Source organism: Pseudoalteromonas umbrosa (assembly GCF_030125375.1).
Classification (GTDB): domain Bacteria; phylum Pseudomonadota; class Gammaproteobacteria; order Enterobacterales; family Alteromonadaceae; genus Pseudoalteromonas; species Pseudoalteromonas umbrosa.
This window is the reverse complement of sequence record NZ_JASJUU010000004.1, coordinates 15,569-38,724: the sequence shown is the minus strand read 5'-3', so window position 1 is coordinate 38,724 and position 23,156 is coordinate 15,569. Positions and strand designations below refer to the sequence as shown.

36 protein-coding genes and 1 tRNA gene are annotated in these 23,156 nt (G+C 42.9%); 15 read left to right on the top strand and 22 right to left on the bottom strand.

What is annotated here, in order from left to right; translation table 11 throughout:
• Positions 1–132 precede the first annotated feature (132 nt).
• On the bottom strand, positions 133–1,233 hold the full coding sequence (locus tag QNM16_RS15085; RefSeq protein WP_284021285.1) for a phosphoribosylaminoimidazolesuccinocarboxamide synthase: 1,101 nt from the start codon (positions 1,231–1,233) through the stop codon (positions 133–135).
• Between the two features lie 194 nt (positions 1,234–1,427).
• Here QNM16_RS15085 and QNM16_RS15080 point away from each other — a divergent pair, with 194 nt between their 5' ends.
• From QNM16_RS15080 to QNM16_RS15070, 3 genes are read left to right on the top strand one after another with little or no spacing between them, the layout of a single operon-like run.
• Positions 1,428–2,114 carry an ABC transporter ATP-binding protein gene (locus QNM16_RS15080; protein ID WP_284021284.1) on the top strand — a complete coding sequence of 229 codons (687 nt, stop codon included), beginning with the start codon at positions 1,428–1,430 and terminating at the stop codon, positions 2,112–2,114.
• Positions 2,111–3,460, top strand: a complete 1,350-nt coding sequence (locus QNM16_RS15075; RefSeq protein WP_284021283.1) for an ABC transporter permease — start codon at positions 2,111–2,113, stop codon at positions 3,458–3,460. The genes QNM16_RS15080 and QNM16_RS15075 overlap by 4 nt, the downstream gene beginning before the upstream one ends.
• Positions 3,461–3,512: 52 nt before the next feature.
• Positions 3,513–3,968: a DUF3299 domain-containing protein gene (locus tag QNM16_RS15070; RefSeq protein WP_284021625.1), complete on the top strand. Its 456-nt coding sequence runs from the start codon at positions 3,513–3,515 to the stop codon at positions 3,966–3,968.
• Between the two features lie 660 nt (positions 3,969–4,628).
• Here the strand turns inward: QNM16_RS15070 and QNM16_RS15065 are convergent.
• Genes QNM16_RS15065 through QNM16_RS14990 form a run of 16 tightly spaced genes read right to left on the bottom strand, consistent with a single transcriptional unit; the run spans position 4,629 to position 13,274 of the window.
• Positions 4,629–4,790, bottom strand: a complete 162-nt coding sequence (locus tag QNM16_RS15065; RefSeq protein WP_284021282.1) for a hypothetical protein — start codon at positions 4,788–4,790, stop codon at positions 4,629–4,631.
• Between the two features lie 55 nt (positions 4,791–4,845).
• Positions 4,846–5,040 carry a hypothetical protein gene (locus QNM16_RS15060; protein ID WP_284021281.1) on the bottom strand — a complete coding sequence of 65 codons (195 nt, stop codon included), beginning with the start codon at positions 5,038–5,040 and terminating at the stop codon, positions 4,846–4,848.
• Positions 5,027–5,263 carry a hypothetical protein gene (locus tag QNM16_RS15055; protein ID WP_284021280.1) on the bottom strand — a complete coding sequence of 79 codons (237 nt, stop codon included), beginning with the start codon at positions 5,261–5,263 and terminating at the stop codon, positions 5,027–5,029. The genes QNM16_RS15060 and QNM16_RS15055 overlap by 14 nt, the downstream gene beginning before the upstream one ends.
• Entirely contained in the window at positions 5,260–5,706 is a 447-nt protein-coding gene (locus QNM16_RS15050; RefSeq protein WP_284021279.1) for a Mor transcription activator family protein, read from the bottom strand. Before QNM16_RS15050 ends, QNM16_RS15055 begins: the two co-directional genes overlap by 4 nt.
• A complete protein-coding gene (locus QNM16_RS15045) occupies positions 5,696–6,334 on the bottom strand; it encodes a gp16 family protein (protein WP_284021278.1) in 639 nt (212 codons plus the stop codon). Before QNM16_RS15045 ends, QNM16_RS15050 begins: the two co-directional genes overlap by 11 nt.
• Positions 6,335–6,343: 9 nt before the next feature.
• A complete protein-coding gene (locus QNM16_RS15040; protein ID WP_284021277.1) occupies positions 6,344–6,961 on the bottom strand; it encodes a DUF3164 family protein in 618 nt (205 codons plus the stop codon).
• 4 nt (positions 6,962–6,965) lie between these two features.
• Positions 6,966–7,640 carry a DUF7168 domain-containing protein gene (locus QNM16_RS15035; RefSeq protein WP_284021276.1) on the bottom strand — a complete coding sequence of 225 codons (675 nt, stop codon included), beginning with the start codon at positions 7,638–7,640 and terminating at the stop codon, positions 6,966–6,968.
• On the bottom strand, positions 7,633–7,992 hold the full coding sequence (locus QNM16_RS15030; protein ID WP_284021275.1) for a hypothetical protein: 360 nt from the start codon (positions 7,990–7,992) through the stop codon (positions 7,633–7,635). Before QNM16_RS15030 ends, QNM16_RS15035 begins: the two co-directional genes overlap by 8 nt.
• 5 nt (positions 7,993–7,997) lie before the next feature.
• Complete coding sequence (locus tag QNM16_RS15025; RefSeq protein WP_284021274.1) at positions 7,998–9,143, bottom strand: ExeA family protein; 1,146 nt, start codon at positions 9,141–9,143, stop codon at positions 7,998–8,000.
• A gap of 2 nt (positions 9,144–9,145) precedes the next feature.
• Positions 9,146–10,930: a hypothetical protein gene (locus tag QNM16_RS15020; protein WP_284021273.1), complete on the bottom strand. Its 1,785-nt coding sequence runs from the start codon at positions 10,928–10,930 to the stop codon at positions 9,146–9,148.
• Positions 10,927–11,841 (bottom strand): hypothetical protein, encoded by a 915-nt coding sequence (locus tag QNM16_RS15015; protein ID WP_284021272.1) that lies wholly within the window; start codon positions 11,839–11,841, stop codon positions 10,927–10,929. The genes QNM16_RS15020 and QNM16_RS15015 overlap by 4 nt, the downstream gene beginning before the upstream one ends.
• The gene (locus QNM16_RS15010) at positions 11,838–12,152 is read right to left on the bottom strand and encodes a hypothetical protein (protein ID WP_284021271.1); all 315 of its coding nucleotides are present in this window, start codon (positions 12,150–12,152) and stop codon (positions 11,838–11,840) included. Before QNM16_RS15010 ends, QNM16_RS15015 begins: the two co-directional genes overlap by 4 nt.
• Positions 12,152–12,379, bottom strand: a complete 228-nt coding sequence (locus QNM16_RS15005) for a hypothetical protein (protein ID WP_284021270.1) — start codon at positions 12,377–12,379, stop codon at positions 12,152–12,154. Before QNM16_RS15005 ends, QNM16_RS15010 begins: the two co-directional genes overlap by 1 nt.
• Entirely contained in the window at positions 12,376–12,624 is a 249-nt protein-coding gene (locus tag QNM16_RS15000) for a hypothetical protein (RefSeq protein WP_284021269.1), read from the bottom strand. The genes QNM16_RS15005 and QNM16_RS15000 overlap by 4 nt, the downstream gene beginning before the upstream one ends.
• Positions 12,621–12,779, bottom strand: a complete 159-nt coding sequence (locus tag QNM16_RS14995; RefSeq protein ID WP_284021268.1) for a hypothetical protein — start codon at positions 12,777–12,779, stop codon at positions 12,621–12,623. The genes QNM16_RS15000 and QNM16_RS14995 overlap by 4 nt, the downstream gene beginning before the upstream one ends.
• Positions 12,780–12,788: 9 nt before the next feature.
• A complete protein-coding gene (locus QNM16_RS14990) occupies positions 12,789–13,274 on the bottom strand; it encodes a hypothetical protein (RefSeq protein WP_284021267.1) in 486 nt (161 codons plus the stop codon).
• Positions 13,275–13,468: 194 nt separating this feature from the next.
• Here QNM16_RS14990 and QNM16_RS14985 point away from each other — a divergent pair, with 194 nt between their 5' ends.
• On the top strand, positions 13,469–13,771 hold the full coding sequence (locus QNM16_RS14985; RefSeq protein ID WP_284021266.1) for a hypothetical protein: 303 nt from the start codon (positions 13,469–13,471) through the stop codon (positions 13,769–13,771).
• Positions 13,772–13,800: 29 nt separating this feature from the next.
• Here QNM16_RS14985 and QNM16_RS14980 read toward each other — a convergent pair whose 3' ends face one another.
• Positions 13,801–14,073, bottom strand: coding sequence for a DNA-binding protein (locus tag QNM16_RS14980; protein ID WP_284021265.1), 273 nt, complete (start codon positions 14,071–14,073; stop codon positions 13,801–13,803).
• 129 nt (positions 14,074–14,202) lie between these two features.
• Between QNM16_RS14980 and QNM16_RS14975 the strand changes: the two genes are divergently transcribed.
• Positions 14,203–14,604: a helix-turn-helix domain-containing protein gene (locus QNM16_RS14975; RefSeq protein WP_284021264.1), complete on the top strand. Its 402-nt coding sequence runs from the start codon at positions 14,203–14,205 to the stop codon at positions 14,602–14,604.
• 7 nt (positions 14,605–14,611) lie between these two features.
• On the opposite strand, the gene QNM16_RS14970 is transcribed toward QNM16_RS14975, so the two are convergent.
• From QNM16_RS14970 to QNM16_RS14960, 3 genes are read right to left on the bottom strand one after another with little or no spacing between them, the layout of a single operon-like run.
• Positions 14,612–14,926, bottom strand: coding sequence for a hypothetical protein (locus QNM16_RS14970; protein WP_284021263.1), 315 nt, complete (start codon positions 14,924–14,926; stop codon positions 14,612–14,614).
• Complete coding sequence (locus tag QNM16_RS14965) at positions 14,923–15,423, bottom strand: hypothetical protein (RefSeq protein ID WP_284021262.1); 501 nt, start codon at positions 15,421–15,423, stop codon at positions 14,923–14,925. The genes QNM16_RS14970 and QNM16_RS14965 overlap by 4 nt, the downstream gene beginning before the upstream one ends.
• A 48-nt stretch (positions 15,424–15,471) precedes the next feature.
• The gene (locus QNM16_RS14960) at positions 15,472–15,696 is read right to left on the bottom strand and encodes a hypothetical protein (RefSeq protein WP_284021261.1); all 225 of its coding nucleotides are present in this window, start codon (positions 15,694–15,696) and stop codon (positions 15,472–15,474) included.
• A 382-nt stretch (positions 15,697–16,078) separates the two neighbouring features.
• On the opposite strand from QNM16_RS14960, the gene QNM16_RS14955 reads away from it, so the two are divergent.
• The 10 genes from QNM16_RS14955 to QNM16_RS14910 are packed head-to-tail and all read left to right on the top strand — an operon-like array spanning position 16,079 to position 23,065.
• Entirely contained in the window at positions 16,079–16,678 is a 600-nt protein-coding gene (locus QNM16_RS14955) for a glycosyl hydrolase 108 family protein (RefSeq protein ID WP_284021260.1), read from the top strand.
• On the top strand, positions 16,671–16,901 hold the full coding sequence (locus QNM16_RS14950; protein WP_284021259.1) for a hypothetical protein: 231 nt from the start codon (positions 16,671–16,673) through the stop codon (positions 16,899–16,901). The genes QNM16_RS14955 and QNM16_RS14950 overlap by 8 nt, the downstream gene beginning before the upstream one ends.
• Before the next feature lie 3 nt (positions 16,902–16,904).
• Entirely contained in the window at positions 16,905–17,216 is a 312-nt protein-coding gene (locus QNM16_RS14945; protein ID WP_284021258.1) for a DUF2730 family protein, read from the top strand.
• Positions 17,206–17,496, top strand: a complete 291-nt coding sequence (locus tag QNM16_RS14940; RefSeq protein WP_284021257.1) for a hypothetical protein — start codon at positions 17,206–17,208, stop codon at positions 17,494–17,496. The genes QNM16_RS14945 and QNM16_RS14940 overlap by 11 nt, the downstream gene beginning before the upstream one ends.
• Positions 17,480–17,662 (top strand): hypothetical protein, encoded by a 183-nt coding sequence (locus QNM16_RS14935; protein WP_284021256.1) that lies wholly within the window; start codon positions 17,480–17,482, stop codon positions 17,660–17,662. The genes QNM16_RS14940 and QNM16_RS14935 overlap by 17 nt, the downstream gene beginning before the upstream one ends.
• Positions 17,652–17,951 carry a VpaChn25_0724 family phage protein gene (locus QNM16_RS14930; protein ID WP_284021255.1) on the top strand — a complete coding sequence of 100 codons (300 nt, stop codon included), beginning with the start codon at positions 17,652–17,654 and terminating at the stop codon, positions 17,949–17,951. Before QNM16_RS14935 ends, QNM16_RS14930 begins: the two co-directional genes overlap by 11 nt.
• Before the next feature lie 2 nt (positions 17,952–17,953).
• Positions 17,954–18,535, top strand: coding sequence for a DUF3486 family protein (locus QNM16_RS14925; protein ID WP_284021254.1), 582 nt, complete (start codon positions 17,954–17,956; stop codon positions 18,533–18,535).
• Positions 18,535–20,160, top strand: a complete 1,626-nt coding sequence (locus QNM16_RS14920) for a terminase large subunit domain-containing protein (RefSeq protein WP_284021253.1) — start codon at positions 18,535–18,537, stop codon at positions 20,158–20,160. Before QNM16_RS14925 ends, QNM16_RS14920 begins: the two co-directional genes overlap by 1 nt.
• Before the next feature lie 6 nt (positions 20,161–20,166).
• Entirely contained in the window at positions 20,167–21,726 is a 1,560-nt protein-coding gene (locus QNM16_RS14915) for a DUF935 domain-containing protein (RefSeq protein WP_284021252.1), read from the top strand.
• On the top strand, positions 21,719–23,065 hold the full coding sequence (locus tag QNM16_RS14910; RefSeq protein WP_284021251.1) for a phage head morphogenesis protein: 1,347 nt from the start codon (positions 21,719–21,721) through the stop codon (positions 23,063–23,065). Before QNM16_RS14915 ends, QNM16_RS14910 begins: the two co-directional genes overlap by 8 nt.
• Here the strand turns inward: QNM16_RS14910 and QNM16_RS14905 are convergent.
• Positions 23,057–23,127 (bottom strand) — tRNA-Gln (locus QNM16_RS14905). The two genes, QNM16_RS14910 and QNM16_RS14905, sit on opposite strands and share 9 nt — an antisense overlap.
• Positions 23,128–23,156 lie beyond the last annotated feature (29 nt).

Sequence of the window (23,156 nt, the reverse complement as noted above, 5' to 3'; positions counted from 1 at the left end):
TGGAACAATGAGTAACTCTCTACTCGGTGATGTTGTATTGCTCAGTACAGTTACTAGGGAAAGAAAATCGAAGAAGGGAGCACGAATACCTAGCAATCAGTTAAATACTTGACTGCTAGGCATCTTTAAACACTAGTCTATAAGAGCATATTGCTCATCAAGAATAGCGATGACCTCTGCACGAGGGTCTTTAGGGATGGCAAGATCTTTGCCAACAATTTTACTCGCAATGCCAACATATGTGTCTGATACAGACATCATCACATCTTGTGGTAATTTATAAGACTGAGCCAAAGATTCTCTTTCAGGCATACGGTCTTTATTTAGCAATACGTCACTGTCTGGCACATTGTTAATTAATAACTGGCGGAAGCCTTCTTTCGAGTTTTCCACAATCTTGCCATCGCGATAAGCTGGGCCATCCCAAATTCGAGAAGAGTCTGGCGTACCAACTTCGTCTATGTAAATTAAGCGAGTTTTACCATCTGAGTCTTCAACATAGCCAAACTCAAACTTGGTATCAACGAAGATTTGATCAAGTTCATTTAACTCTTTAGAAATCAGATTAAAGCCTTCACTGAGTAACTGCTCATAACGTGTAACATCATCAGCTGATTTAAAATTGAATGCATCTAGGTTGTCAGTGATATTAGCACGCGTAATATTTACATCATCAACTTCTGGCACACCTTCAACACCCGAAATAATACCTTTAGTCGAAGGTGTAATAAGTACTTCTTCTAATTTCTGGTGAGCTTCTAGGCCTTCTGGCAGTTGAATACCGCAGAAATCTCGAATGCCTTTGCTGTAGTCACGCCACATGCTGCCTGTAATGTATTGTCTGGCAATTGCCTCAACACGAACGGTACTCGCTTTGCGAACAATCCACACGTATGGGTGAGGAATATCAACAATATGATTACCGGCAAGACCTGCTTCATCAAATAATTTAAACCAGTGGGCTGCAACGCTGTTTAGTGCAATACCTTTACCTGGTACACCATTTAAGCCATTTTCACCTTGCCAGATACAATCGAACGCAGAAATACGATCTGAAATAACCATGATCGCAAGCTCAGTACCTTTAGGAACATCATAGCCTTTTTCTTCGATTAATCTGGCGCTGTCTTGATCGGTTAACCAATAAACCGAGCGAACTTTACCACTGTGAACTGCACCTTTAGTGCGAATTGGTAGATCGTCATTGACGTCTAGAACTTTGTAGCTACTCATTGTATCTCCATAGAGAACGGCTGCATCTTGCTAAAGGACGCATAATACAGAGGGGGTTAGAGGGGGTATGATAATCGAGCACAACCAAAATCACAATTGTTTAACGCAATACTAGACCAACCTAGCGAAACTTAGTTTAGTCCTGCGTTGTTCTACGCTAACATGAACAAAACTCGGTACTAAGAGATGGTTACATGATCCAAATATCAGATCTCACGTTCAGCTGGCCGGGGCAATCCAACCCGACACTACAAATCAAAGACCTACAAATAAAAACCGGCGAGCGACTGTTTTTGCATGGCCCCAGTGGCAGTGGCAAATCAACATTACTCAGCTTGCTTGCAGGCATTCAGTGCGCCCAGCAAGGCAATATAAAAATATTGAATGAAGATCTTAGCGCACTAAATGACGCTAAAAGAGACAAGTTTAGAGCCGATCACATTGGCACTATTTTTCAAAACTTTAACTTGCTGCCTTATTTAAGCCCAATAGATAACGTTGTCTTAGGCTGTAATTTTTCTAAACGTAGGCAAGCAAACTTAAAAACTGAGGGCGCCACTGCAACATCGCAAGCAACGCGATTACTCGATGAATTAGGGTTAGATAAGAATACTCAGCACCGGGCTGTAAATGAACTGAGTATTGGTCAACAACAGCGCGTTGCTGCAGCGCGTGCTTTCATAGGACGACCTGAGTTCATTATCGCCGATGAGCCCACTTCTGCATTAGACGCAGATAACAGAGATATTTTTATTAGACAGCTTTTTGAACAAGCACAACAGTATCAGGCGACAATATTGTTCGTCAGCCATGACGCAAGTCTTGCACCTTTATTTGATCGAAAAGTCAGCCTAGCAGACATAAATGGAGCGAGCCTGTGACATTAATCAACCTCGCATTTAAAAGCATCATAAATCGAAAAGCCAGTGTGCTTCTTACCCTCTTTACCATTGCAATTAGTGTCATGCTACTGCTGTCAATCGAAAGAGTAAGACAGGAAGCCAAGCAAAGCTTTAGCAATACAATTTCAGGTACCGATTTGATTGTGGGTGCACGCACAGGAGATATTCAACTCCTGCTATCCAGTGTTTTTCGAATTGGTCATGCAAATAATGGCCTGTCTTGGCAAAGCTATGAATATATCAAAGCACAAAAAGGCGTGGCATGGACAATCCCAATCAGCTTGGGAGACAGCCATAAAGGCTTCTCAGTACTTGGCAGTGACGATAACTACTTCAGACACTATCGTTATGGCAGTAAACAAACGCTGCAATTCGAGCATGGTAGGCCTTATCACAACGCACAAGAAGTGGTTATCGGCAGTGAGGTTGCAAAGCAGCTCCACTACTACCTAGGGCAAGAGATTGTAGTTGCGCATGGCATGGGTAATACTAGCTTTCATCATCATGATGACAACCCTTTAGTGATTGTGGGTATTTTAGAACCGACAGGGACACCGGTAGATAAAACATTGCACGTGCCACTTAAAGCCATTGAGTTAATGCATGGTCCAAAGCACAGTACTCAACACATCGCCGGGCGCAAAGACAGCTCTGAGGACCACGACCACGACCACGACCACGACCACGACCACGACCACGACCACGACCACGACCACCAGAGTCAAAACTTGGAAAACCTGAACAGTCAACCTGGAGATTTGATCGGTCAGCCTAAGCAAATTACCGCTTTCTTAATGGGATTTGAGTCTCCTTTCTACACATTGCAAATACGACGAAATATAAATATATATAAACCTGAAGCACTCTCAGCCATTATGCCTGGCGTTACTCTAAGAGAGCTTTGGGGCATGCTAGATATTATAGAAAAGATATTGCTTCTTTTTTCAGGTGTAGTTGTATTGATAAGCTTACTAGGTATGCTAACAACTTTATTATCATCACTTAACCAACGCCGCAGAGAGCTTGCGATACTCAGATCTGTAGGAGCCAGACCTAGACATATATTTGCTTTAATGACCAGTGAAGCAGTCCTCATCACCGCACTTGGATGTATGTTAGGCGTTGCACTATTTTACTCGCTCATAATAATTGGCAAAGGTGTATTGCAAGCACAATTTGGTATTTCTATCACAATATCCATGCTCAGCAGCTATGAACTACTCTTGCTAGGCGTTATTATGGTCTCAGGTACATTTATCGGCGCAATTCCTGCTATTCGTGCGTATTTTTACTCGCTCAATGATGGCATGAGTATCAAAGTTTAAGAGGATTTTTATGTATTCAACTCGATTAGCATCTTGGTTAGTCTCACTCACTATGATGCTTATGTCTTTATCCATATTAGCGGCACCACCTAAAGAGATCTTTTGGGACGATTTAATTCCTGAAGGCCACGAGCAGATCAGTAATCAGGAAGCTGCTAGCCATGATGGCGATGATAAAAACTGGGTGCAACCCGATTTAGATGCACCTGTAGTAAAAGCACTTGATGGTAAAAGCGTTAGTTTACCGGGCTTCGTGGTTCCTCTTGAAGGCAATAGTGAAGTCATTACTGAGTTTTTACTCGTGCCTTACTTTGGAGCTTGTATCCATGTGCCACCGCCGCCACCAAATCAAATCGTGCACGTGAAAATCAAAAATGGTGTTCCAATTGACAGTTTATATGATGCCATAACCGTGACAGGCACCATCAAGGTAGAAAGTCATAAAAGTGACTTAGCGCAAACTGGCTATACAATGAAAGCGGTTGGCGTTGCACCTTTCGAGCTTTAATTTTTATCGAGGAAGTAGATATACTTCCTCGCTTCCCTTCACAGCAATCAATCACCCTCAAACCAGTCCTTCACAAAATAAACCTATTCCTCACTCCACATCGCTCATATGTCGCATTTTGTAGGTTCGATACGTGAGTTTTTGTCCAACTTGATGCAGCAAACAGTCTTTATAAGTAAGAAACTTTGAGCTCATCATCATATTAATTAAAATTGCTCTGGCTTGCGCTTATCGTGTAAAAGGTTAGCGACAGCGAGCGGAGCGAGTACGTTCAATTTGCGCAAGGTGAAATGAGCCGTTTTGACCGCTGATGAGGGAATGTATGTATTTAAAAAGAGTAAAGGGCAAAACCTGTGAAGGTTGCTCCCCTTCACCTTCGCTTATCGTGCAAAAGGTTAGCGACAGCGAACGCAGTGAGTACGCTCTTTTTGTGCAAGGTGAAGTGAGCTATTTTAGTTGTTGCCGGGGGACTTAAACGCAAAAAACCCGCTGCATTTCTGCAACGGGTTTCTTGATCTAATGTACGAAAACTAAATAGGTAATTGTGCGAAAACCCTGGGAATATCTGGGAGAGTGCGGGATTGAGTGAGACATTATTTAAAACACCGTTTCATTATTTGAAATGTGCGGCGGTCAAAAAATCGCACCGCATTTGGGTTTTCAAAAAGGGTAATGCTCATTTTCGTAAACAACTATAGCATCTACTAGCTTATCCAACTCTTTCGACTCAGATTTACTAGGTTCTTTATCGCCGAACTTATCAATGAGCTTTTTGACTCGATTCATTGCGATATCGTAATCTTCTTTAGTACTAATCTTCATATCACCAACCATTCAGAAAAGCGGCGGTCAAAAAATCGCGCCGCTATTGCCAATACTAATTTATCGTCTTAGCTGCTGGAGCCTGTTCAGCGTTCCAATCACTAGCAAATGCTTGTTGCCTTTCTTCAACCCTGTCGCCCAATAGTTGAAGTGCGGAAAGTACCTCTTCATGTGTGGCACAGGCACTATGGTTTAGAAAATGCGAGATCATGTTGTTTGCTTGCGCATTTAAAAAATTATTGTCCTTCATTATTTACCTCTTCTCTTTTACGCAACTCACCCTCCCTGATATGAACGTATATTTCAAACCACGTCGAATCAGGTGTTACTGGCGGTATAGATGGTCCCCCATTTCGTCCCTTTGGTTCTGGTTCTGGTTCTGGCGTAACCTCAATAGGGTTATGTGATGCTATACCTACAACTAACACCGCCACCATAATCAACGACAAAGCAATAAATTTACGTCTATTCATTCCTGATCCTTAGAGTTGATGCATTCATATAGCTCAGGGAACATATCAGGCTGATCAGTTGTATTACTTATACGGGAAATCAACCTCATGCTTTGAACTATTCTGTATATATAAGGAAGAGAGACATTATATTTACTGGCTAATTCAGCTTGGTTTTGACCTGTAAACTCGTTCCAAACCTTATTTTTTAAAATAAGGCTGTCCAGGGTTCTTCCTTTAGATATATACAATTGCTGCCCGCCAAATGCATGGCGCACATTGTCCACAACGGACAGTGCAAGTTTGTATGAATCACTCTCGTTTAACTTGGTTTGTGAACTTGCCGCAACAAACTCCAGCAATGCAAGTAAAAATATATCAGAGCTGTGATCAGCTCCCTGATTGTGTGCCATCCACTGAACCAGTGCCTTATGATCATCATCTCTGCGATTGCTAATTTCCATTGCCTTGCTCTCCGTATTTTCCCAACATCAAGCCAATAAAAGCGATCGAAGACTCTAGCCATTCCACATTGCAACTATGTAGCTGGCCTATAGACGGCATGCTACGTGCTTTGAATCTCTCTTCATTATTAAGAGGTAATTCATGCAAAGCCGGAAGCACATCAGCTAAATCGCTAATTAGCTCTCGCTTGTACCACAGTTTTAGTTGCTCAATTAGCGCGTGTGTCATGCCTGGTTTAAGCCACTCCAAACGCTCAATTGCAACATTGTGGTTTAGTCGCTTTGCTTGGCTTTTCGTCCAATTCAATAAGGCATTGTCTGATCCATCTCGAACATAGCCCCGAGACTTCATCGCAATCCACAACTGGCGCAGCTTATCCAATGGTGTATGAGAACTTTTATCTCGGGTTTTAGGCGAATACTTGCCTTTGGCCTTATTTGAAACTGGTTTGAAACCTTTTGATTTCATGAACTCCAGTACTTTGTTCAGCTCGATGACTGACATATCTAAACAGCTATTCTTTTTGGTCAATGCAACTAGGTTGCTTCTATACAGTTCGTCATCCCAACCCAATTGGCCTTTACCAACATGGATCAACTGTATATAGCGTGATTTATTCATTTTCATGGTTACCACCTACAGCGATTTACTAACGAGCGGGATTTGGTGCCATTTCCCCCACTCATCTTTTTCATGAAACACAACATAGGTTTTTGTGCTTGAGAGAATAAAAGCATCATCAAGTGCTTTCATCGCTGCGGCCCACTCGTCTGACTTATGACCTTCACGGTACTTGCTGCGCAAGTTCATGATCTTCGCTTTGCTATATTGTCCTTCCTTATTAGTCTCGAATGCATCTTGGGCAATGTCCTTTATTAATTGTGCTTCTTCCCCTACGTGGTCTAGAAGCTCATTAATAACCGAGTCAATCAATTCTTTAGCGACTAATATCTCTGGGCCAAAAGTGATGTTGTCAGCAATACCTACTTTTATACGGCTTTTCCCATCGTATGACGTGAGCGTGATATTCCCTTTTTTCCCGCCTATTTCTACACCGTATTTATGGCCCACTTCAGCTATAAAATTATTGATGTCTGTGAAAACAGTGCGCTTAAAATCGTCATGTGCCGCACTCAGGTTCTTTGCTTGCTGCACTGACTCTAACACCAAATCATTTTGGGCCTTATCAGTCTCACTGACTTTGCTTAGTGGAACTTTGATACCACGGCTATTAAATAAAAATTCCTGTTCCATTACTTCACCTTACTGCTAGTTTACGTTGAGATTCGCCGTTAATTGGGCGGTTGATTGAATGTTGTTTTCCTGCGTTATAACCATCACGCGCAGCACTGCCAGTATTAGCTTTTTTACCACGCGTCATGCTTTTAGCTGTACCCCGACTTGGGTAGTGTTTATTGGTATACGCGTCAACTAGGTGTTGTTCAGCATCGGTGCGAGCAAAGTCAGTTATTTGCGCATAAATTCCGTTTACCCAACCTTCAGCGAACTTGTCGCCTCTGGCCATTTTCGTTGATCGCTTGCAACGGTTTGATTGAGCTGCAACATACGCTGAGCGTTCTGCAATCATCTTCGGCCACAATACATCCCAGCAATATGCGGCTAGTTCAGGTTGTGGCTGTATGCCAATAAAGCGGATTTCGCTACCCAAAAAACTACTATAGAGCAGAGCATCGACACCAAAAGCGCGCTCAATCAACCCAATAAAGTTAGCTTTGTAGGAAACAACACGGCTAATTTTTACTGGAGTACTCGCTTCTTTAATATTTGAAAAGCCCACATCTTCAGCACTAATACGATGCTTCTCCATAAGTGCCTGTGCTGAGCGCATAGCGGCAGCAGCTTCGTTCTCATTCGTGGCAGACTTAGCCAGCGCTAAACACTTTTTGATCTTGTCTAAAATACGTTTATCCACGTGGCACCACCCTTTGGAATGTATAAAACTTACTACCACCGCATTCAGGGCATGTGGAAACAGATCCACCAGGCTTTTCAACTTCAGCTTTGTCCGACTCAATTCCTACCCACCCACAAAAATGATTTGCGCATGAGTATCCAGGTTCAGGCTTTGTGATCGTGAACTCGCGTTGCTTTTCCCCAAATACATGGCCCCAGCTTTTCACTTCTATTGGGTTATGCCTTGTAAGCAAGGCTTGAATTTTTCCATCGTCCGAAAGGAGCTTCTCGGCTTCAGATTTGGGCAACGTGACATTCTTAGTAATTTTGACGTTGGCTACCCCAGTCAATGTGATATCTACATGTTCCATTTCATCTACACCTTCAGAACTAGTGATTCAGTGATTTTTTTCTCACCGATTTGAGCTGCTAAGTTCATTGTTTTAGCTAGCCATGTGTTAACGCTGAGTGGAAATGAACGATCTAAATCGCTTTCATCAAGGCCAAGACCATGCTGGACTTTCGCAGAGCACTTACCTCTGATCGCACTTAAAGCGTCTTCAGTGAAAACCTTGTCTGTGTCTAACCCTGCACGCCCCAATTTATGCCTAATGTAACTAGGAACATGCACTCCCAAAGGATTCATTTTTATTTGGTTACAACGCCAAGAGAATTCGCGAACGTTTTGCCCACTCAGTTTTTTATGTAGCTCTGTTTGTCCGATTAGCACGATCCCCATGACGCGTTTGAATCCATGTGTTAGTTCCCAGATACGTTTTAAAAGCTTGATTACATCGGGCTTTAAATCATGTGCTTCATCAATAACCATGAGGTGCAAATGACCGTTACTGGCACTTTCAATTAAAGCTTCTTCAATTGCTGCATCTCGTTCTTCTGCGCTTGGCTTATAACCAATTTGCAGTGCTCTACAAATTGCTGTGGAAATGGACTCAGCGGTGATCTTCTTTCGGTCTAATCGCGCGGGTTGTATCAGTATTAAATCTGGATGATCCGATTGCACTTGGTGAACAAACATCCTTCTTAAGATTGTTTTACCACTTCCACACTCGCCGTATAGCGCAATCATGCTGCCAGCCGTCGCAGCTATGAGCATGTCTTCCAATATCATTTGATGAGATTCAACTAAAAACAGGTCATCTTCACAGTTGATCTCATTTTCAAAAGGGTCTCTGCGTAGCTGGAAAAATTTCTTGGCAGTTGCGTTTAACATTTCAGGCTCCGGATCATTAAATTCAATTTGCTCGTGGTTCGTTCTTTTTGGCTCATACCAACTGAACAGTTCATTCAGTTGTTCGTGATTTGCGCCAACACTTTTTAAGTAACTTGTGATGGAGTTTTTAATATTGATTTCATCACAGTTGATAGGCCAGTCAGCATGATTAGTGATGCGACTTAAACTGGCTTTACTGAGGGTAAGCCCCTCAGAGGCTAATGCTTTTACTACTTGGGCTTGCTTAACTCCCAGTACATCAAACACATGGCTAAGCTTTGTTATTCTCACTACTATCTCGCTATTTTCAGCACTGGGGTCTCCACAATCCCTAAGTGCAATTGTTCAACGACTTCATTAACTTCCGTTTCAATAATTTCTTGCTGCAATAACCAATCAACTTCAGTAGGTCTCAAATTACGGCCTAAACGCTCAGCCACCATAATGCGTAGATCTAGTCCATCTAAAACTTTGCCTTTACGTTTTGGAGCTTCTTTCAGTTGTTTAGTGACAGGGCTATCTGGTTGAATAGTTTCGCCCTTTGGCGCGATTCTGGTTTCGTGCTCGACATCTTTAAAGTGAGAGTGAGCTACTAACTCGCCACCAAATGGCGCGGACTTTTTCTTTTTGGCTTGGTCAATTTGCTTTTCAGTCATGCTTGGATAGGCTAACTTGTCAGCAGCTTTAACTGCTTGTTGAGTTTTGGTATCAGCATGGCTTTCAAAGTTTTCACCGAAGACAGGAGCATCAACACGAAACCCAGCTGCGTCATAGTTGATTGGTGCAATTTGGTGATAAATAACATCACCCATGGGGCTCTTAACACCTACAACTAAATCGGGTGTTTCCCCAATAATTATAGGGCTTACGTCCACTTTCATACCGACACTGATATGCTCCAGCGAACTAAGGTCATAATTCAAAGAACACTTAGTAACTGGGTGCAAATACGAAACTGTCAATTCACCAGTTACAACACGCGTATCACCTGTTTTTGTCAGCAATAGCCTACAAATTTTTAGATCTGGTAGCTGGCGCAAACGATGCCTGTATTCAGGCTGGTAAATCATAAGCCACGCGTCTTGTCGTGACATTTTATGACGTGAATGCTTACAGTTTTGACCTTTAATTTTGTTGGCGTTAAACGCCTCTTGCCAAGACCACACAGCAGCGTTAATTTCATCAACGCTATTTACTGGCTCTATTAACAAGCGAGACTCAAATTGTGTTTCAACAATGTCATTGCCTTTTTCAACTGAGCCTTTGGCGCGCGGGCTTTTAGCTTTATGTTCTTCAAACTTAACTTGCAGGCACTTTAAAACATTTTTAATAGCCGCAGCCGTGTTTGCGCTACCTTTGTCCCAGTATAAGAAGTCACACGGCCCCATAAATGATGATCCGTCGTGAGCACTCCAACACCACATCAAAAAATCAAATAGGTTGGCAACTGTCTCGCCCGAAGCCTGGTAATAACGAACTCTAATAGTGCCGCTCCAATGATCGGTTAGCACATAGCGCCATAGTTTGAGGTGCTTTATCTTGTCTAGGTTTTCTGGTTTATTCTGATAAAACTCATCTTGATCTGCGTAATGTTGTACCTTGCCTTTTCTGCTATTTGGTGGGTAGTAAAGCAGGCAATAACTCGGGTCGACTTGGTGAACATGATTCGGTCCCAAGCTACGAAGTTGCTTATGAGGTTCAACAGAATCTAGCTTGCGAATATTAGCGTTATATTGAGCTAGTACACGGCTGATCTGACTTGTACTTAATGTTGTGTAACCATTGGCCTCTAATATGCTTGATGCAACAGGCACATTCATGGTTCGCTTACCATTTGCGCGTTTAGAAATACTGAGCAATGACACCATCATATTAATAGACTCTTGGCTCATTGAGGTACTGCCAGCATCACTGCGTTTGGCCTTGCCACTTTGCCAGCCGAGACTCCTCAACCTGCGATACAACGCGTCTTTACTTAGCCCTAATGTTTCACACGCTTTTTCACGGATCACGCCTTTTTGACCGTGTCCTGCTTGGTCCAGTTGTTCTGCCCAATATTCTAGAGATAATGCGTTCATTCCATTACCTCCGTGCCTTCAAACCCTAACTCAATGAGCCAGTCAGCTGATGGTCTTGCGTCGTCTAAATCGCCGTAAGTACGGTGGATTTCGTTCCACATACCAGCGAGCTGAGTTAGTAAAATTTTGCTGTCAGCGTAAAAGGCAGATTTAGCAGTGTCATAAGTTTTGTCGTCGATTTGAATTGTCTCTAACTGCTCGCTAAGCAATAGCATCTGATTAAAACCATCTCGAATTTGATTTTGAGTTTTAGCCAACGCTTCAAAAAAGCTTTTAGCTTCTCCTTTCCACCTTTCTGAATTGAATTTCTTATGTTCGTTTTCCGCTCTTAACTCAACAATTTGATCTTCTTTTTCAGCCGCAGATTTTCGAGACGCATTGAGCATTCGTTCTGATGCATCCAGTTCAGTTTTTAACTTGTCAGTTTCTTTTGCGTGCTTTTCTTTGAGTTCGTCGATTAACTCACGAACAGCATCTTTATCACCAACTTCAAATGCTTCTGAATCTACGACTAACGTTTGATCCGAATCAGGAAGCTCCCTTAAAGATTTTAAATGGCGATACCCTAACTCCATTTTTTGGGCTTGCTCAAAAAACTGTTCTCCTAAAGAATTCAGGTTTGAAAGACGTTCATCAACTGTTTTATAAGACAAGTCCAAAAAAAACTGACAAAACTGCTTCCAAGTGGAAACTGTTTCCAATTTTCCTTCAATAGAAATTGGTAACCCTTTGTAACTCTTAGACTCTTTAATGCCTTGAACAAGTTTTAATTGGGAAACGGTTGCCAATTTTTCAACCATATTAAATGCCTGAATTTGGCCCACTTGTTTTAATATGTACTGCTGCTCCAATAACTTTTGGCTCTGCTCTACATGGTGGTCAATTTGCTCAACTAAATTGTCTTGGCTCATGCTGTCACCCCGTTGTATTTAGTTTGTTCCAATTGCAGATCACGGATAGCGCTAGTGAAGTTGTGCGAAACTGTGTTGCAGATATGGACAGGCTTTTTATTCAACCGCCAACGCTGTGTGTTTGTAGTCAGTTTTTCGGCCCAGCCTTGATGCTCTAAATTCGCTAGAACACGAGTTAAGTCTGAGCCGCTACAGCCCACGAGTTTTGCTAATTTTTTAGGTTCAATGCCATACACTTCATGACCTGCCATTAGCTCAATGGCTTTTAAAGTGCGTTGCACTTGCGGTGATAAGTATTGTTCATTACTCATTAGCTACACTCCACTGTCACTGGGCTAAACCATTGGCGTAGCTGTCTATGCAGCTTGTACCAATTCTCTTTACTTGCTTCTATGTGCAAGTACAGAGAGTTGTCTTCCATTAAATCACCAAGCCATTTGCCGCCTTTATCAAAGCCCGCATTATCCGGGCAAACCCATACGGTGATCTTGTCGTTTTCTAGGTAAACATATGCACTTCTATGCTTTGAAATATTCATACAGCCACCTTTATTGGTCTTGCAAATGCGTCAACGCAATCAGGACATACACAATCAAAATCGAAGTGCTCGCTTTTTAGTCTTCTCCATCCATTGGCATGAGCAGCAACTAGCCATTCATCAGCACCAATACCTGACTTCTTAGGCTTTTCACTTCGTTTGCAACAGTTGCACTGAACTTGTGGTTTACCTTCTGATAGTCTTACTGCATCATCTCGTGTCATTTTGCTAATGATTAAAGTCATGCTGCACCTCTTTGCATTCTGTTTGCTACGGCTTTTAACTGCTCCATACTCATTAAACGCGTTGACGCATTTGCATAATTCACCGCACGCCAATCGCTGTTTTTTTGCTCCGCCACCTGAATTTTGGGTATAGTTTGGTCTTTGATATGTCTCATTTTCAGTTCCTATTTTTGTATGTCGCTTAACTCACAAACAGAGTTATGGGCATGTGGTGGGGTTAAAGATTGAGGGTGAATTTTGGTAAGTACTTGGTTGCCTTCATCTATCAATTTCTGCCCTTGCATTATCTTTCTAGATGCATCGACAACAGCCGCACTTCGAGCATCTACAGGGCTATGCTCTAGAGGTGCTAATAGTGCTGCAAATGGTGCTATAGATTGTGTAGCCCAGCAAAAGGCAGGCAAAAACTCTGCTGGTAATTTTGTTGGCGAGCTGAGACTAAACCACTTACTGTATATATCTTTAGTTATCGACTTTTCGCCGCCTAAAGCTTCATTCATCCTTTCAATAATTGATGGACGGCTAAAACAACTTTCATTCTCAGCGTGCTTAAGTGCAGCCATAAAGATGAAAGTTAAATCGCACTTAGGCGCGTCTTCACTTTTCAACATGCTATTGTTCTCCACTAATGTACTGCTATATAAAAACATTACTGCCACCTAATTCTTATTAGTTCCTAATCAATTTATGGCTGGCAATTTTGCTGGCAATAATTGCCAGTAGATTTGCCTGTACGTTGGCTGCACTCGCATCTATGCTGTTGTTAACAAACTGAGGTGGCACATTAAGCAGTCCTTTAACTAGCTGTGCTAAACATAAATTTACGAAACAATCTGGCCTTATTATGAATAATGACATTGATAGCTCTATTGACTTGCTATATGACTCTACATCGGCGTTTAACTCCTTTATAACCGCACTCGCAGAATGTCTTACTCCAGATATTGCAGCTGCCATGGTGCCTACCCTCGACCTGTCGATAGATGAGTTTGACCGTTCACCAGAAGAGACAAGCTTGGGGGTTCAAATGCTACTCTGTGGGTGGAGAAATCATTTAGCCGCAAAAGCGCTGTTACCTGAAAGGCGTTTGAAAGCAGTAAAGAGAAACATGCTAGAGCCTTATTTGATGGAACACTTAATACACTGATTTGTGACGAATTATCCATTGTCAGTTCCTTAAGACGCTATTTGCAACATCGATTGTAACTGTGCTACCGCTGAGCTTTGCTGATCTTTTGTCAGACGCGGGCTAACGTTGGCCTTCGCGGGGAATACATCTTCTACCGGCTTTTCAATGATTTGAGCAATAAAATTTCCGATCCTTGAAGAATACGAATGACCGTTAATAACTTGCGACACGCTAGATTCTCTAACTTTGAGAGCTGAGGCAATAAGCCTTTGGGTATAGCCCTTTGATTTTATTGCTTGTTGGATTTCATCTGTTTTCATAGTAAATTACCTGAATGTTGAAACCTTTCGGAAAGTTTTGGCGAACAATAGCGAAAGGTTTAGTTAAGGTTAAGTTGATTATTGTGCGGATTTCCGCGCATGTCAATATTTTTGAGCGGAAATCTGCACATGATTGGATCTCGTCTTAAAGAAGAGCGTGAAAGGCTAGGTATTAAACAAGATGATTTTGCAGCTTTAGCAAGTGCAAAACGTCGCACATTAGTTGATTGGGAAAAAGGAGTTACATCTCCAACAGCCGTTCAATTAGCGCAACTGGCTGAAGTAGGTGTGGACATTCAATACGTACTCATTGGCAAAAAAACAGCTTCAACTTATTCTGATCAAACTATTGTGGAAGGAATGAGTTCATTCCTGTTTGATACAGCGGAATTAGGCTGGATGACAAAATCAAAAAACATTAAATTTAACGAAGTCATTAGTTTTGCACTATATTCAGTAAAAAAGGCCGCTGGTGAAGATGTAAAATTTGAAAATGTTAAGGCTGATACACTTAACAAAAAAGAGGGCTAAATGCCCTCTAAAACTTAATTCTAACTACGTTTAACTGTTCTAGTTCATACTCTATTTGAGCATTGTAGTCCTTGTAATATTGCTCAATTTCTTCTCGCCAACTTATCATCCCATCATATTTTGAATCAGGATCTTTTATGGATTCTAGTTCGCCTCTTTTCATTAATAGCTGGTGAGATCTAACTTGAAACTCGTCTTGAACTCTTTTTTCAATCTCTATTTTTGCTTTGTCTAGTGTTGTGACCTTGCACTTGAAAACCTGAATAATCAAATACAAAATAAAGATAAATAACACCGCCAAATAAAGTAACTCAAGTATCACATCGCTCTCCTTCTCTGCTTAAATGTGTTTAAACACACAGATAGCAAAGGGACTGAAAGAATAAGTGCGTTTGCTAAATTCCCTGTATTCACCCCAATTGTATAGGCTTCTTTCATCAAATACGTTTTTAACACAGCTCCGTCTATGTACGTCCCAATTTGCAATAAAGCCAGAATAGCTATGCAAATTGAAATACTAAAAGCTTCAAATCCTAGTTTGATTTTAAGAGTTTTATGTGAGGCCAATACTAGGATGATGCTCAGTGCGTCTATGGTTGCCCATGTGCCAAACCAGTAAATTAGATTGTTCTTCGAAGTTTCCCATAAGAAACCTTCTATCTTTAAGTTCAATAGTTGAACGCTGCACCATACCGCTGCTACTACAAAATATGACCGATTCCCACTTCTTGTAAGTAGTACTAAAAATGGCAAAATTATCGTGGCAAGCCACAGCCAACTGTTTAGCTCATTTAGAAGCTCAGAATAGCCAGCAAACATATTTCTTCTCCCTAAGAGAGGCACTAACCAGTGCCTCTATCTTTACCACTAAGGCTTCGTAGCCTTTACATCAAAATCATCTGGGAAAGCTGCTACTTTAGGGTAAACAATTGGGTTGTTACCACTCCCATTACCACCAGACACCTTAAATAGGCTATCTTTTGTAAGCTTTTTCGGCTTGAATGGTTCGTTACCACCTCCACCTCCAACAGATCCGCCAAAAACTTTTGAATGAACCTTTCTAGTCAAAATATTCAATTTCTTGTCGCGCATTTTTTACTCCTTTTGAAATAGAGTAAGCAGGATAACACTATCGGCAATAATTTCTTTTAAACTGGGTTAATAATCGTGGAGGGATCTTTATTGATCACTCCTTGCCAACACAAAATATGAAACTCCATTCCATTAACGAGATACTAACAACAAACCTAAGCTTAAGTGAAGACTTTCGTTAAAAATGCTGTAGAAAATTCGAGCTTATAGCACCATTTATAGGCATATCTCCCAATAGGGGTATTATTATTTTCATAAATTAACCCAATTGGGTTTAACATTTATTTTCCAATTGTACCGATTGATTTATTAACCCAGTTTAAAATACATCCAAGTTCAGCATTGGCACTCTGTAATCAACAAGAACGAAACAGAGTGCCACATGCAACCTACTTACCTTGAATTTTTAAAAACATCACCTGATTTAGCTAAAAACTTATCAGCTATTTTCAAACCGTACTCAGTTGAGTTTATGGAATGTATGCTGCCTATCCTCCATGCTGAAGGCGCACTTAAATCAGATGGGGGGCTTAACAATAGAGCAAACGATCGTGGTGGGCTTACCAAATTTGGAATTAGTCAATCTGCGTTTCCTAAACTCGACATATCTTCGCTAACTCTCTCTAGAGCTGTTCGGATTTATCACACAAATTATTGGCGACCTATGCACTGTAAACACGTGGACACGGGGTTGGCCCTTATGTTGTTAGATGGAGCGGTTCAGCATGGCGTTAATGGAATGACTCAGCTACTTCAGAAAAAGGCAAACTCAAAGCCTGATGGCATTTTTGGCCCCCTCACACTAAAAGCAACATTATCAATGGAACCAGCATCACTGTTGATTGGGCTAGGAATGAAGCGAGCTCGAAAGTATGCGCGTATTTGTGCACAAGATTCGTCTCAAATCGCCAACTTGGAAGGTTGGTTTAACCGCTTGGAGCACATAACTGATTTAGCTTTAAAGGAGGTATCTCATGGGTAAAAACTGGGACTGGAGCTTCAAACAGGGGCGGATCAAGAGACTGAATTATGAGATAGAAAGCCGTCTTAATGATCTTCCTTTCAACTCCAATGAAATACCGCGCCATAGTCACGATGGGACGATGCAATCAAGGTTTGTTAAGGGCTGGCAGTCGGTCACTGAAGCCGAAATTCAAATGAAGTTTTCTGGCTCGTTCCGCAGACCGCATCACATTAAAGGTTGAGTAATGGAATTCTTAATTGAGTGGTGGAAACAGATGATCGCAGTTGGTGTTGTGATTGTTAGTGCAGGTGCCATTGCTTGGTTGCGAGCCACTTTTGTGACCAAAAAAGCACATGACGATTTAAAGCAGCGTGTAGACGCTGTTGAAAAAACAGTTGAAGACCTCCCCAGTACAGAAGACTTACACGAACTGGATAAACGATTAATTGAAGTTGGGGGCAAGATTGACGTGCTTTCACCTCAACTTGGCGATTTAAAGCGCGTTACAGATTTACTAATGGAAAACGAACTAAGAGGTAACAGAAATGAGTCATGAACTTGACCTTGATTTAGAACCCGCAACATCGGGCTATTTGGATGAGGACGCATGCAAAGTCATTTATCAACTTCAAGCTTGGCACCAAGCTCGAATTGATAAATTAACCGAGATCGTAAACGCACCTAATGATGCACGAATTAAGATTGATGATTACGAGCTGGAATCCAAAAGGGACAAAGCATTGTTAAAAGCTGGGATTCATATAGCACTTAAACTTTTTGAAGATTTTCCAGTTTCAGTTACTGAGCCAGAGGAGAGCAATGATGTCAATTTTTGACTACATCAACGCGTTTTTTGCGATTGCAGGCGCGGGCATAGCGTTAGGTTTTGGCCTTCGGAATGGATTAATTGTTGCTGAGCTGTTCGAGATTGTTCTTAAAGCTTTTGGTTGTGTCATTTGCGAGATTTTTTCAAAATTGAGAGGGCTATTTCATGCCAATTAATCAAGTCATTGCTGAACACCAACGTATCAGCATTCTAATCACGCTTAAAGAAAGTCAAGACTACGGTGCCAATACGTCAATGTTAATTGATGTGCTCAAAGCTTATGGTTTGGGATGCACCAGAGATCAGCTTAAAACCGAACTCAACTGGTTGGAGCAAAACCGCTATATCTCGTTAGAGAAAATGAGTGAAAACACGTGGGTTGCGCGTATTACTCCAACGGGGATGGATGTTGCCGAAGGGGTTAGCGTTGTGCCTGGCATTAAGCGCCCAGGACCTCGGAGTTAGCAATGATGGATTCAGTTCGAAGAGGTAAATCAAGCAAGATAGATGCATTGCCAGATGATATAAAAAAGCGCCTCTCTGAAATGCTACGTGACAAGCAATATTCACAAGCCGAAATTTTGCAAGAGATAAACAAATTGGTTTTAGATGCCGGACTTGATGAAGAGGCCACTATCTCTCGCTCTGGACTGTCTAGACATGCTCAAAAGACAGAAGCTGTCGGTCAAAAGCTTAGAGAACTTAGAGAGTCAACTATCGCGCTGACGTCTGAGCTTGGAGACAAGCCACAAGGTGACACAACCAAACTGATTCTGGAGATGGCCCGTTCACAACTGTTCAAAGCGATGCAAAGAGAATTGCTTAACCCAGATGAAGAGGCGGACATTGATGTAGGCATGATTAAAGAGACGATGCTTGCGGCACAGCGTCTAGAATCTACCGCAATGAAAGCTCACCAACGCGAAAAAGATATCCGTAAAGCCTTTGCAGAGGAAGCCGCTGCCGCAGCTGAAGAGTCAGCGATTCAAGCAGGGTTAACTGCTGAAGGTGCTCAGCAAATTAAGAACCAAATACTGGGGATCGCATAATGGAAAGTGTAGCACCAGAGATTAGCTTGTCTAAGCTTCAGCATGATCTGAACAAGTGCGATGAGTTTGAAAAAAAATTCGGCCTTCCTGTATTCATCCCGTTTGACCAAAACGAGTTATTGCTTGGCTATCAAAAGCGTTGGATAGCTGACCGTTCTCCACTCAAAATTGCAGAGAAAAGCCGTCGAACAGGTATAACCTGGGCAGAGGCCGCAGACGCAGTTTTAGAAGCCAGCAAAAGCAAAGAAGCCCAAGGCACAAACCATTTTTATGTTGGCTCTAACAAAGAGATGGCACGGGAGTTTATCGAAGCGGCTGCAATGTGGGCTAAGGCATTCAATAAAGCGGCGGGCGGAATTCAAGAAGAGATCTTCATTGATGATGGACAAGACGGAAAAGAGATCCTGACATTTGTTATTTACTTTGCCAGTGGTTTTAAAATTCAAGCGCTCAGTTCCAACCCCGCGAATTTACGGGGTATGCAAGGCAATGTGACAATAGATGAGGCGGCGTTTCATGATCGCTTAGCCGAAGTGTTAAAAGCGGCACTGGCACTCACGATGTGGGGCGCTAAGGTGCGACTCATTAGCACACACAATGGTATAGACAACCTCTTCAATGAGCTAATACAGGATAGTCGCGCGGGTAAAAAGCGATATTCAGTACATACCATTACACTGGCTGATGCATGTAAAGAAGGACTCTATCAACGCATTTGCCAGATTAAAAAAGCGCAATGGACACGTGATGCTGAGAGCAAGTGGATTGATGACTTGCTCAATGATACTGCGAGTCAAGAAGACGCCAGAGAAGAGTACTTCTGTGAGCCCAAAAAAGGCGGAGGCACCTACATTCCTCGTGTGCTAATTGAAGCCGCGATGAAAAAGGACATTCCAATAATTGGCTATGAAGCACCTGACGATTTCATGAGCTGGACAGAAGAAGCACAACGCTCAGAGGTTGATGCCTGGATTGCAGAAGAACTTGAACCACTTATTGAGCAATTAAACCCTGCATTGAGCCATAGCTTTGGAGAAGACTTTGCAAGGCGTGGCGATTTGACGGTGTTTGTTCCTCTTGAAATATCCAAAAGTCTTGCCAAGCGTGTTCCCTTTGTTGTGGAGCTAACTAACCTCACTTATGACATGCAGCGTCACATCATGTTGTATCTCACGATGCGCCTACCACGCCTTACTGGTCTAGCTTTTGATGCCACAGGTAATGGTGGTTATTTAGCAGAAGCCGCAGCACTTCACTTTGGTATAGACATGGTTGAGCAAGTCATGCTGAATGACAATTGGTATCGCGAATGGATGCCAAAGCTCAAAGCAGAGTTTGAAGATCAAAACATCGACATACCCAAACATCAAGACATTCTGGCTGATATGCAAAAGATCAGCGTGAGCAATGGAACACCCAAGATTGATAAAGGTTCAGACAAAGGCAGTGATGGACGCCAGCGCCACGGTGACTTTGCAGTGGGTTTAGCAATGGCAAATCGCGCATCTTGGATGGATGGCAGCACCATCGAGTTTACTCCGCTTCCAAACAAGCACGACAAAAACAAACACAGTGATTTTAATTATGAAGACCTGGGCAGCTTTCAAGGCGCTGGGTGTTGGTAGGTAAGCATGAGCATAGTAGATCTATATGGTAATCCCATTAACTCAAAACAACTGGCCGAGACACAAACTGACGAAAACAGCCGTATTGCAGCAATGCGCAAAGAGTTTGCAGAGCATCCCACTCAGGGACTAACACCAGCAAAACTGGCCTCTTTGCTGCGAGAAGCCCAAGAAGGCAATTTGGCAGCTATGGCCGATTTAGCCAAAGATATTGAAGACAAAGACGGGCATATAACATGTGAACTTGGCAAGCGCCGTCGCGCCATCATTGGCTTAGACTTCAACATTAAACCACCTCGTAACGCCAGCGCCGCAGAGCAGCGGGATGCTGAAATGTTGGCTGAGATTTTAGACGATGCTACGTGGTTTTATGACCTGCTGTTTGATTTCAGTGATGCGATTTTAAAAGGTTTCAGTGCCAACGAATTGAAATGGGAATATGTAGAAAAGCAACAAATCATCACAGGGTATGAGTTCCAAGACCAAAACCTGTTTATGACGCACCCTGACGATCATAATCACCTGGTATTGAATGACGGCACCAATGAAGGGGAAACGCTTAATCCGTTTGGGTGGGCGCTGCACGTGCACAAGTCTAAATCTGGTTATGTACATCGTGCGGGCTTGCTTTCGGTTTTGTCTTGGCCGTTTCTATTCAAAAATTACAGTGTGCGTGACCTCGCAGAGTTTTTAGAGATTTACGGCCTACCTCTTCGACTAGGTAAATACCAAAGCGGTGCCAGTGACGATGAAAAAGCAACACTTCTTCGCGCTGTGATGTCGATTGGGCATAACGCAGGCGGTATTATCCCACGCGGGATGGACATTGATTTTCAAAATGCGGCCCAAGGCCAGTCCGACCCATTCGAAGCCATGATTAAATGGTGTGAGTTGACCCAATCCAAAGCCATTCTAGGTGGCACGCTCACAACCCAAGCTGACGGCAAATCAAGCACTAACGCACTTGGTAACGTACACAATGAAGTCAAACAAGACATCACACAAAGTGACTTGCACCAGCTAGAGCAAACCATTAACCGTGATGTGCTTTACCCTATGTATGCGTTGAATGGGCGAAGTTACAGCGGGAACCGTCGCTTACCACGGTTTGAGTTTGACACCTCCACCACCGAAGCCATGCGCGACTTAGCATTCCCACTGCGTTCATTGGTTAGCATGGGTATGGCTATTCCTAAATCGTGGGTGCATGACCGTCTGGGTATTCCTACAGCGACAGAGGATGATGACGTATTGGAGCTGCCAAAAGAAGATGCACCAAGCGCCACCGCAGCTTTGAGTACGTCCATTGCAGCACTCAGTGCTGATGTAAACGACCAAACGAAGCAAAGCGAACTAGACAAAGCCATAGACGCGATCACCAGTGGCGATATGCGCGACGAGTACAAAGCCACGCTTAAACCCTTGATGGATGCCCTAGTGCAAAGTGAAGAATTGGCCGCAGTGAATCTGGCAGAGCTTTATCCTACCTTGGACCAAGGACAGCTCACTGACCTGCTGACACGATTAATTTTTGTCAGTGAGATTTGGGGGACCATCAATGAGTGATGTAAATCTGGCGGTCGCCTTTGATAAACCGCCAGCGGATGCGGTGGCCTACTTTAAATCAAAGGGGTATGCAATCAGTGACGAGTGGCATGATGTGCTGACCCATGCCCAAGCAAAAGCGTTTACGGTTGCCCGAGTGCAAAACATGGAAGTGCTGGAGGCAATTAGAAAGTACACAGACAAAGCACTGACTGAAGGACTGACGAAAAAGCAATTTGCAGAGCTGCTTACTCCAGAACTTCAGCGCTTGGGATGGTGGGGAAAAACAAAGAATGCCCAAGGAGATGAGATCCAACTTGGCAGCCCATATCGTCTCAATACTATCTATCGAACCAATCTACAAACCGCCTATATGTCAGGGCGCTATCGCCGCTTGATGGCCCGCAGCAAAACCCACCCATACTGGCAGTATGTTGCAATCGACGATGACCAAACACGACCAGAGCATTCACTGTTGAATGGCAAAGTGTTTCGGTTTGACGACCCTATTTGGTCAATCATTTTCCCGCCGAATGGCTGGGGGTGCCGTTGCCGTGTTCGTGCGCTCACAGAAGCACAAGTCAAATCGCGCGGTCTAAGCATAGAGCGAGGTGATGATTGGGTGAAACCCTTTGATGCGGAGATTGTGAGCAAAGAGACGGGCGACATTAAAACGTTACCTCATGCCCGTATTCAATTACCAGATGGCAGCGTAATGACACCGGATGTGGGTTGGGCCTACTCGCCTGGACAAAGTGCGTTTGGCACGGATGTCAGCGTGGCGCAAAAACTGGGGAAAGTGGAAGACGTTGAATTGCGTGCACAAACAATTCAAGCACTCAATAACAGTGAAGAGAGAGCCAGAGCGTTTGAGCTATGGACAAAAGACAGTATTGATCGCATAGAGCGCTTTCAGGCAGCTAAGAAAGCAAAAGATACTGACGGACTCAAAGCCAATGGCCCAAGACCCCAGCATAAAACCGTGGTGTCATTTTTGAATGATGACATCAATGAAAAGCTCAAAGATAAAGGCATTGATGCGGCGCGCACATTGGTTTTGTCAGAGCGAGCCTTAGCTCATGCCCACAGTGAAAAGCACCAGGACAATGGTACTGCGCTTGCATTGGCTGAATACGTCAATCTCAGCACGTTCATTAATGACCCCAACACGCAAGTTTTATGGGAAACGTCTAGGAATGAAGTGCTGTTTGTTCGCGCGCAAGGGGAAGAGGCCATCAAGGTTGTTGTGCGCTATCAAGGTAAAGGCGTTGAGTTAGACACTTTGATAAATGCGTTAAAGGTGAAAATGAAAACCGTTGAGAGTGGTATTACAGGCGGACTGTATGAAGTATGGCGGTAGGGTGAGAATCGAACTCACATCACTGTCAGACAGCCCCTTACCTATCGGGGTACACCACCGCCAACAACAAGTATGACCTAAGACTAAGGTG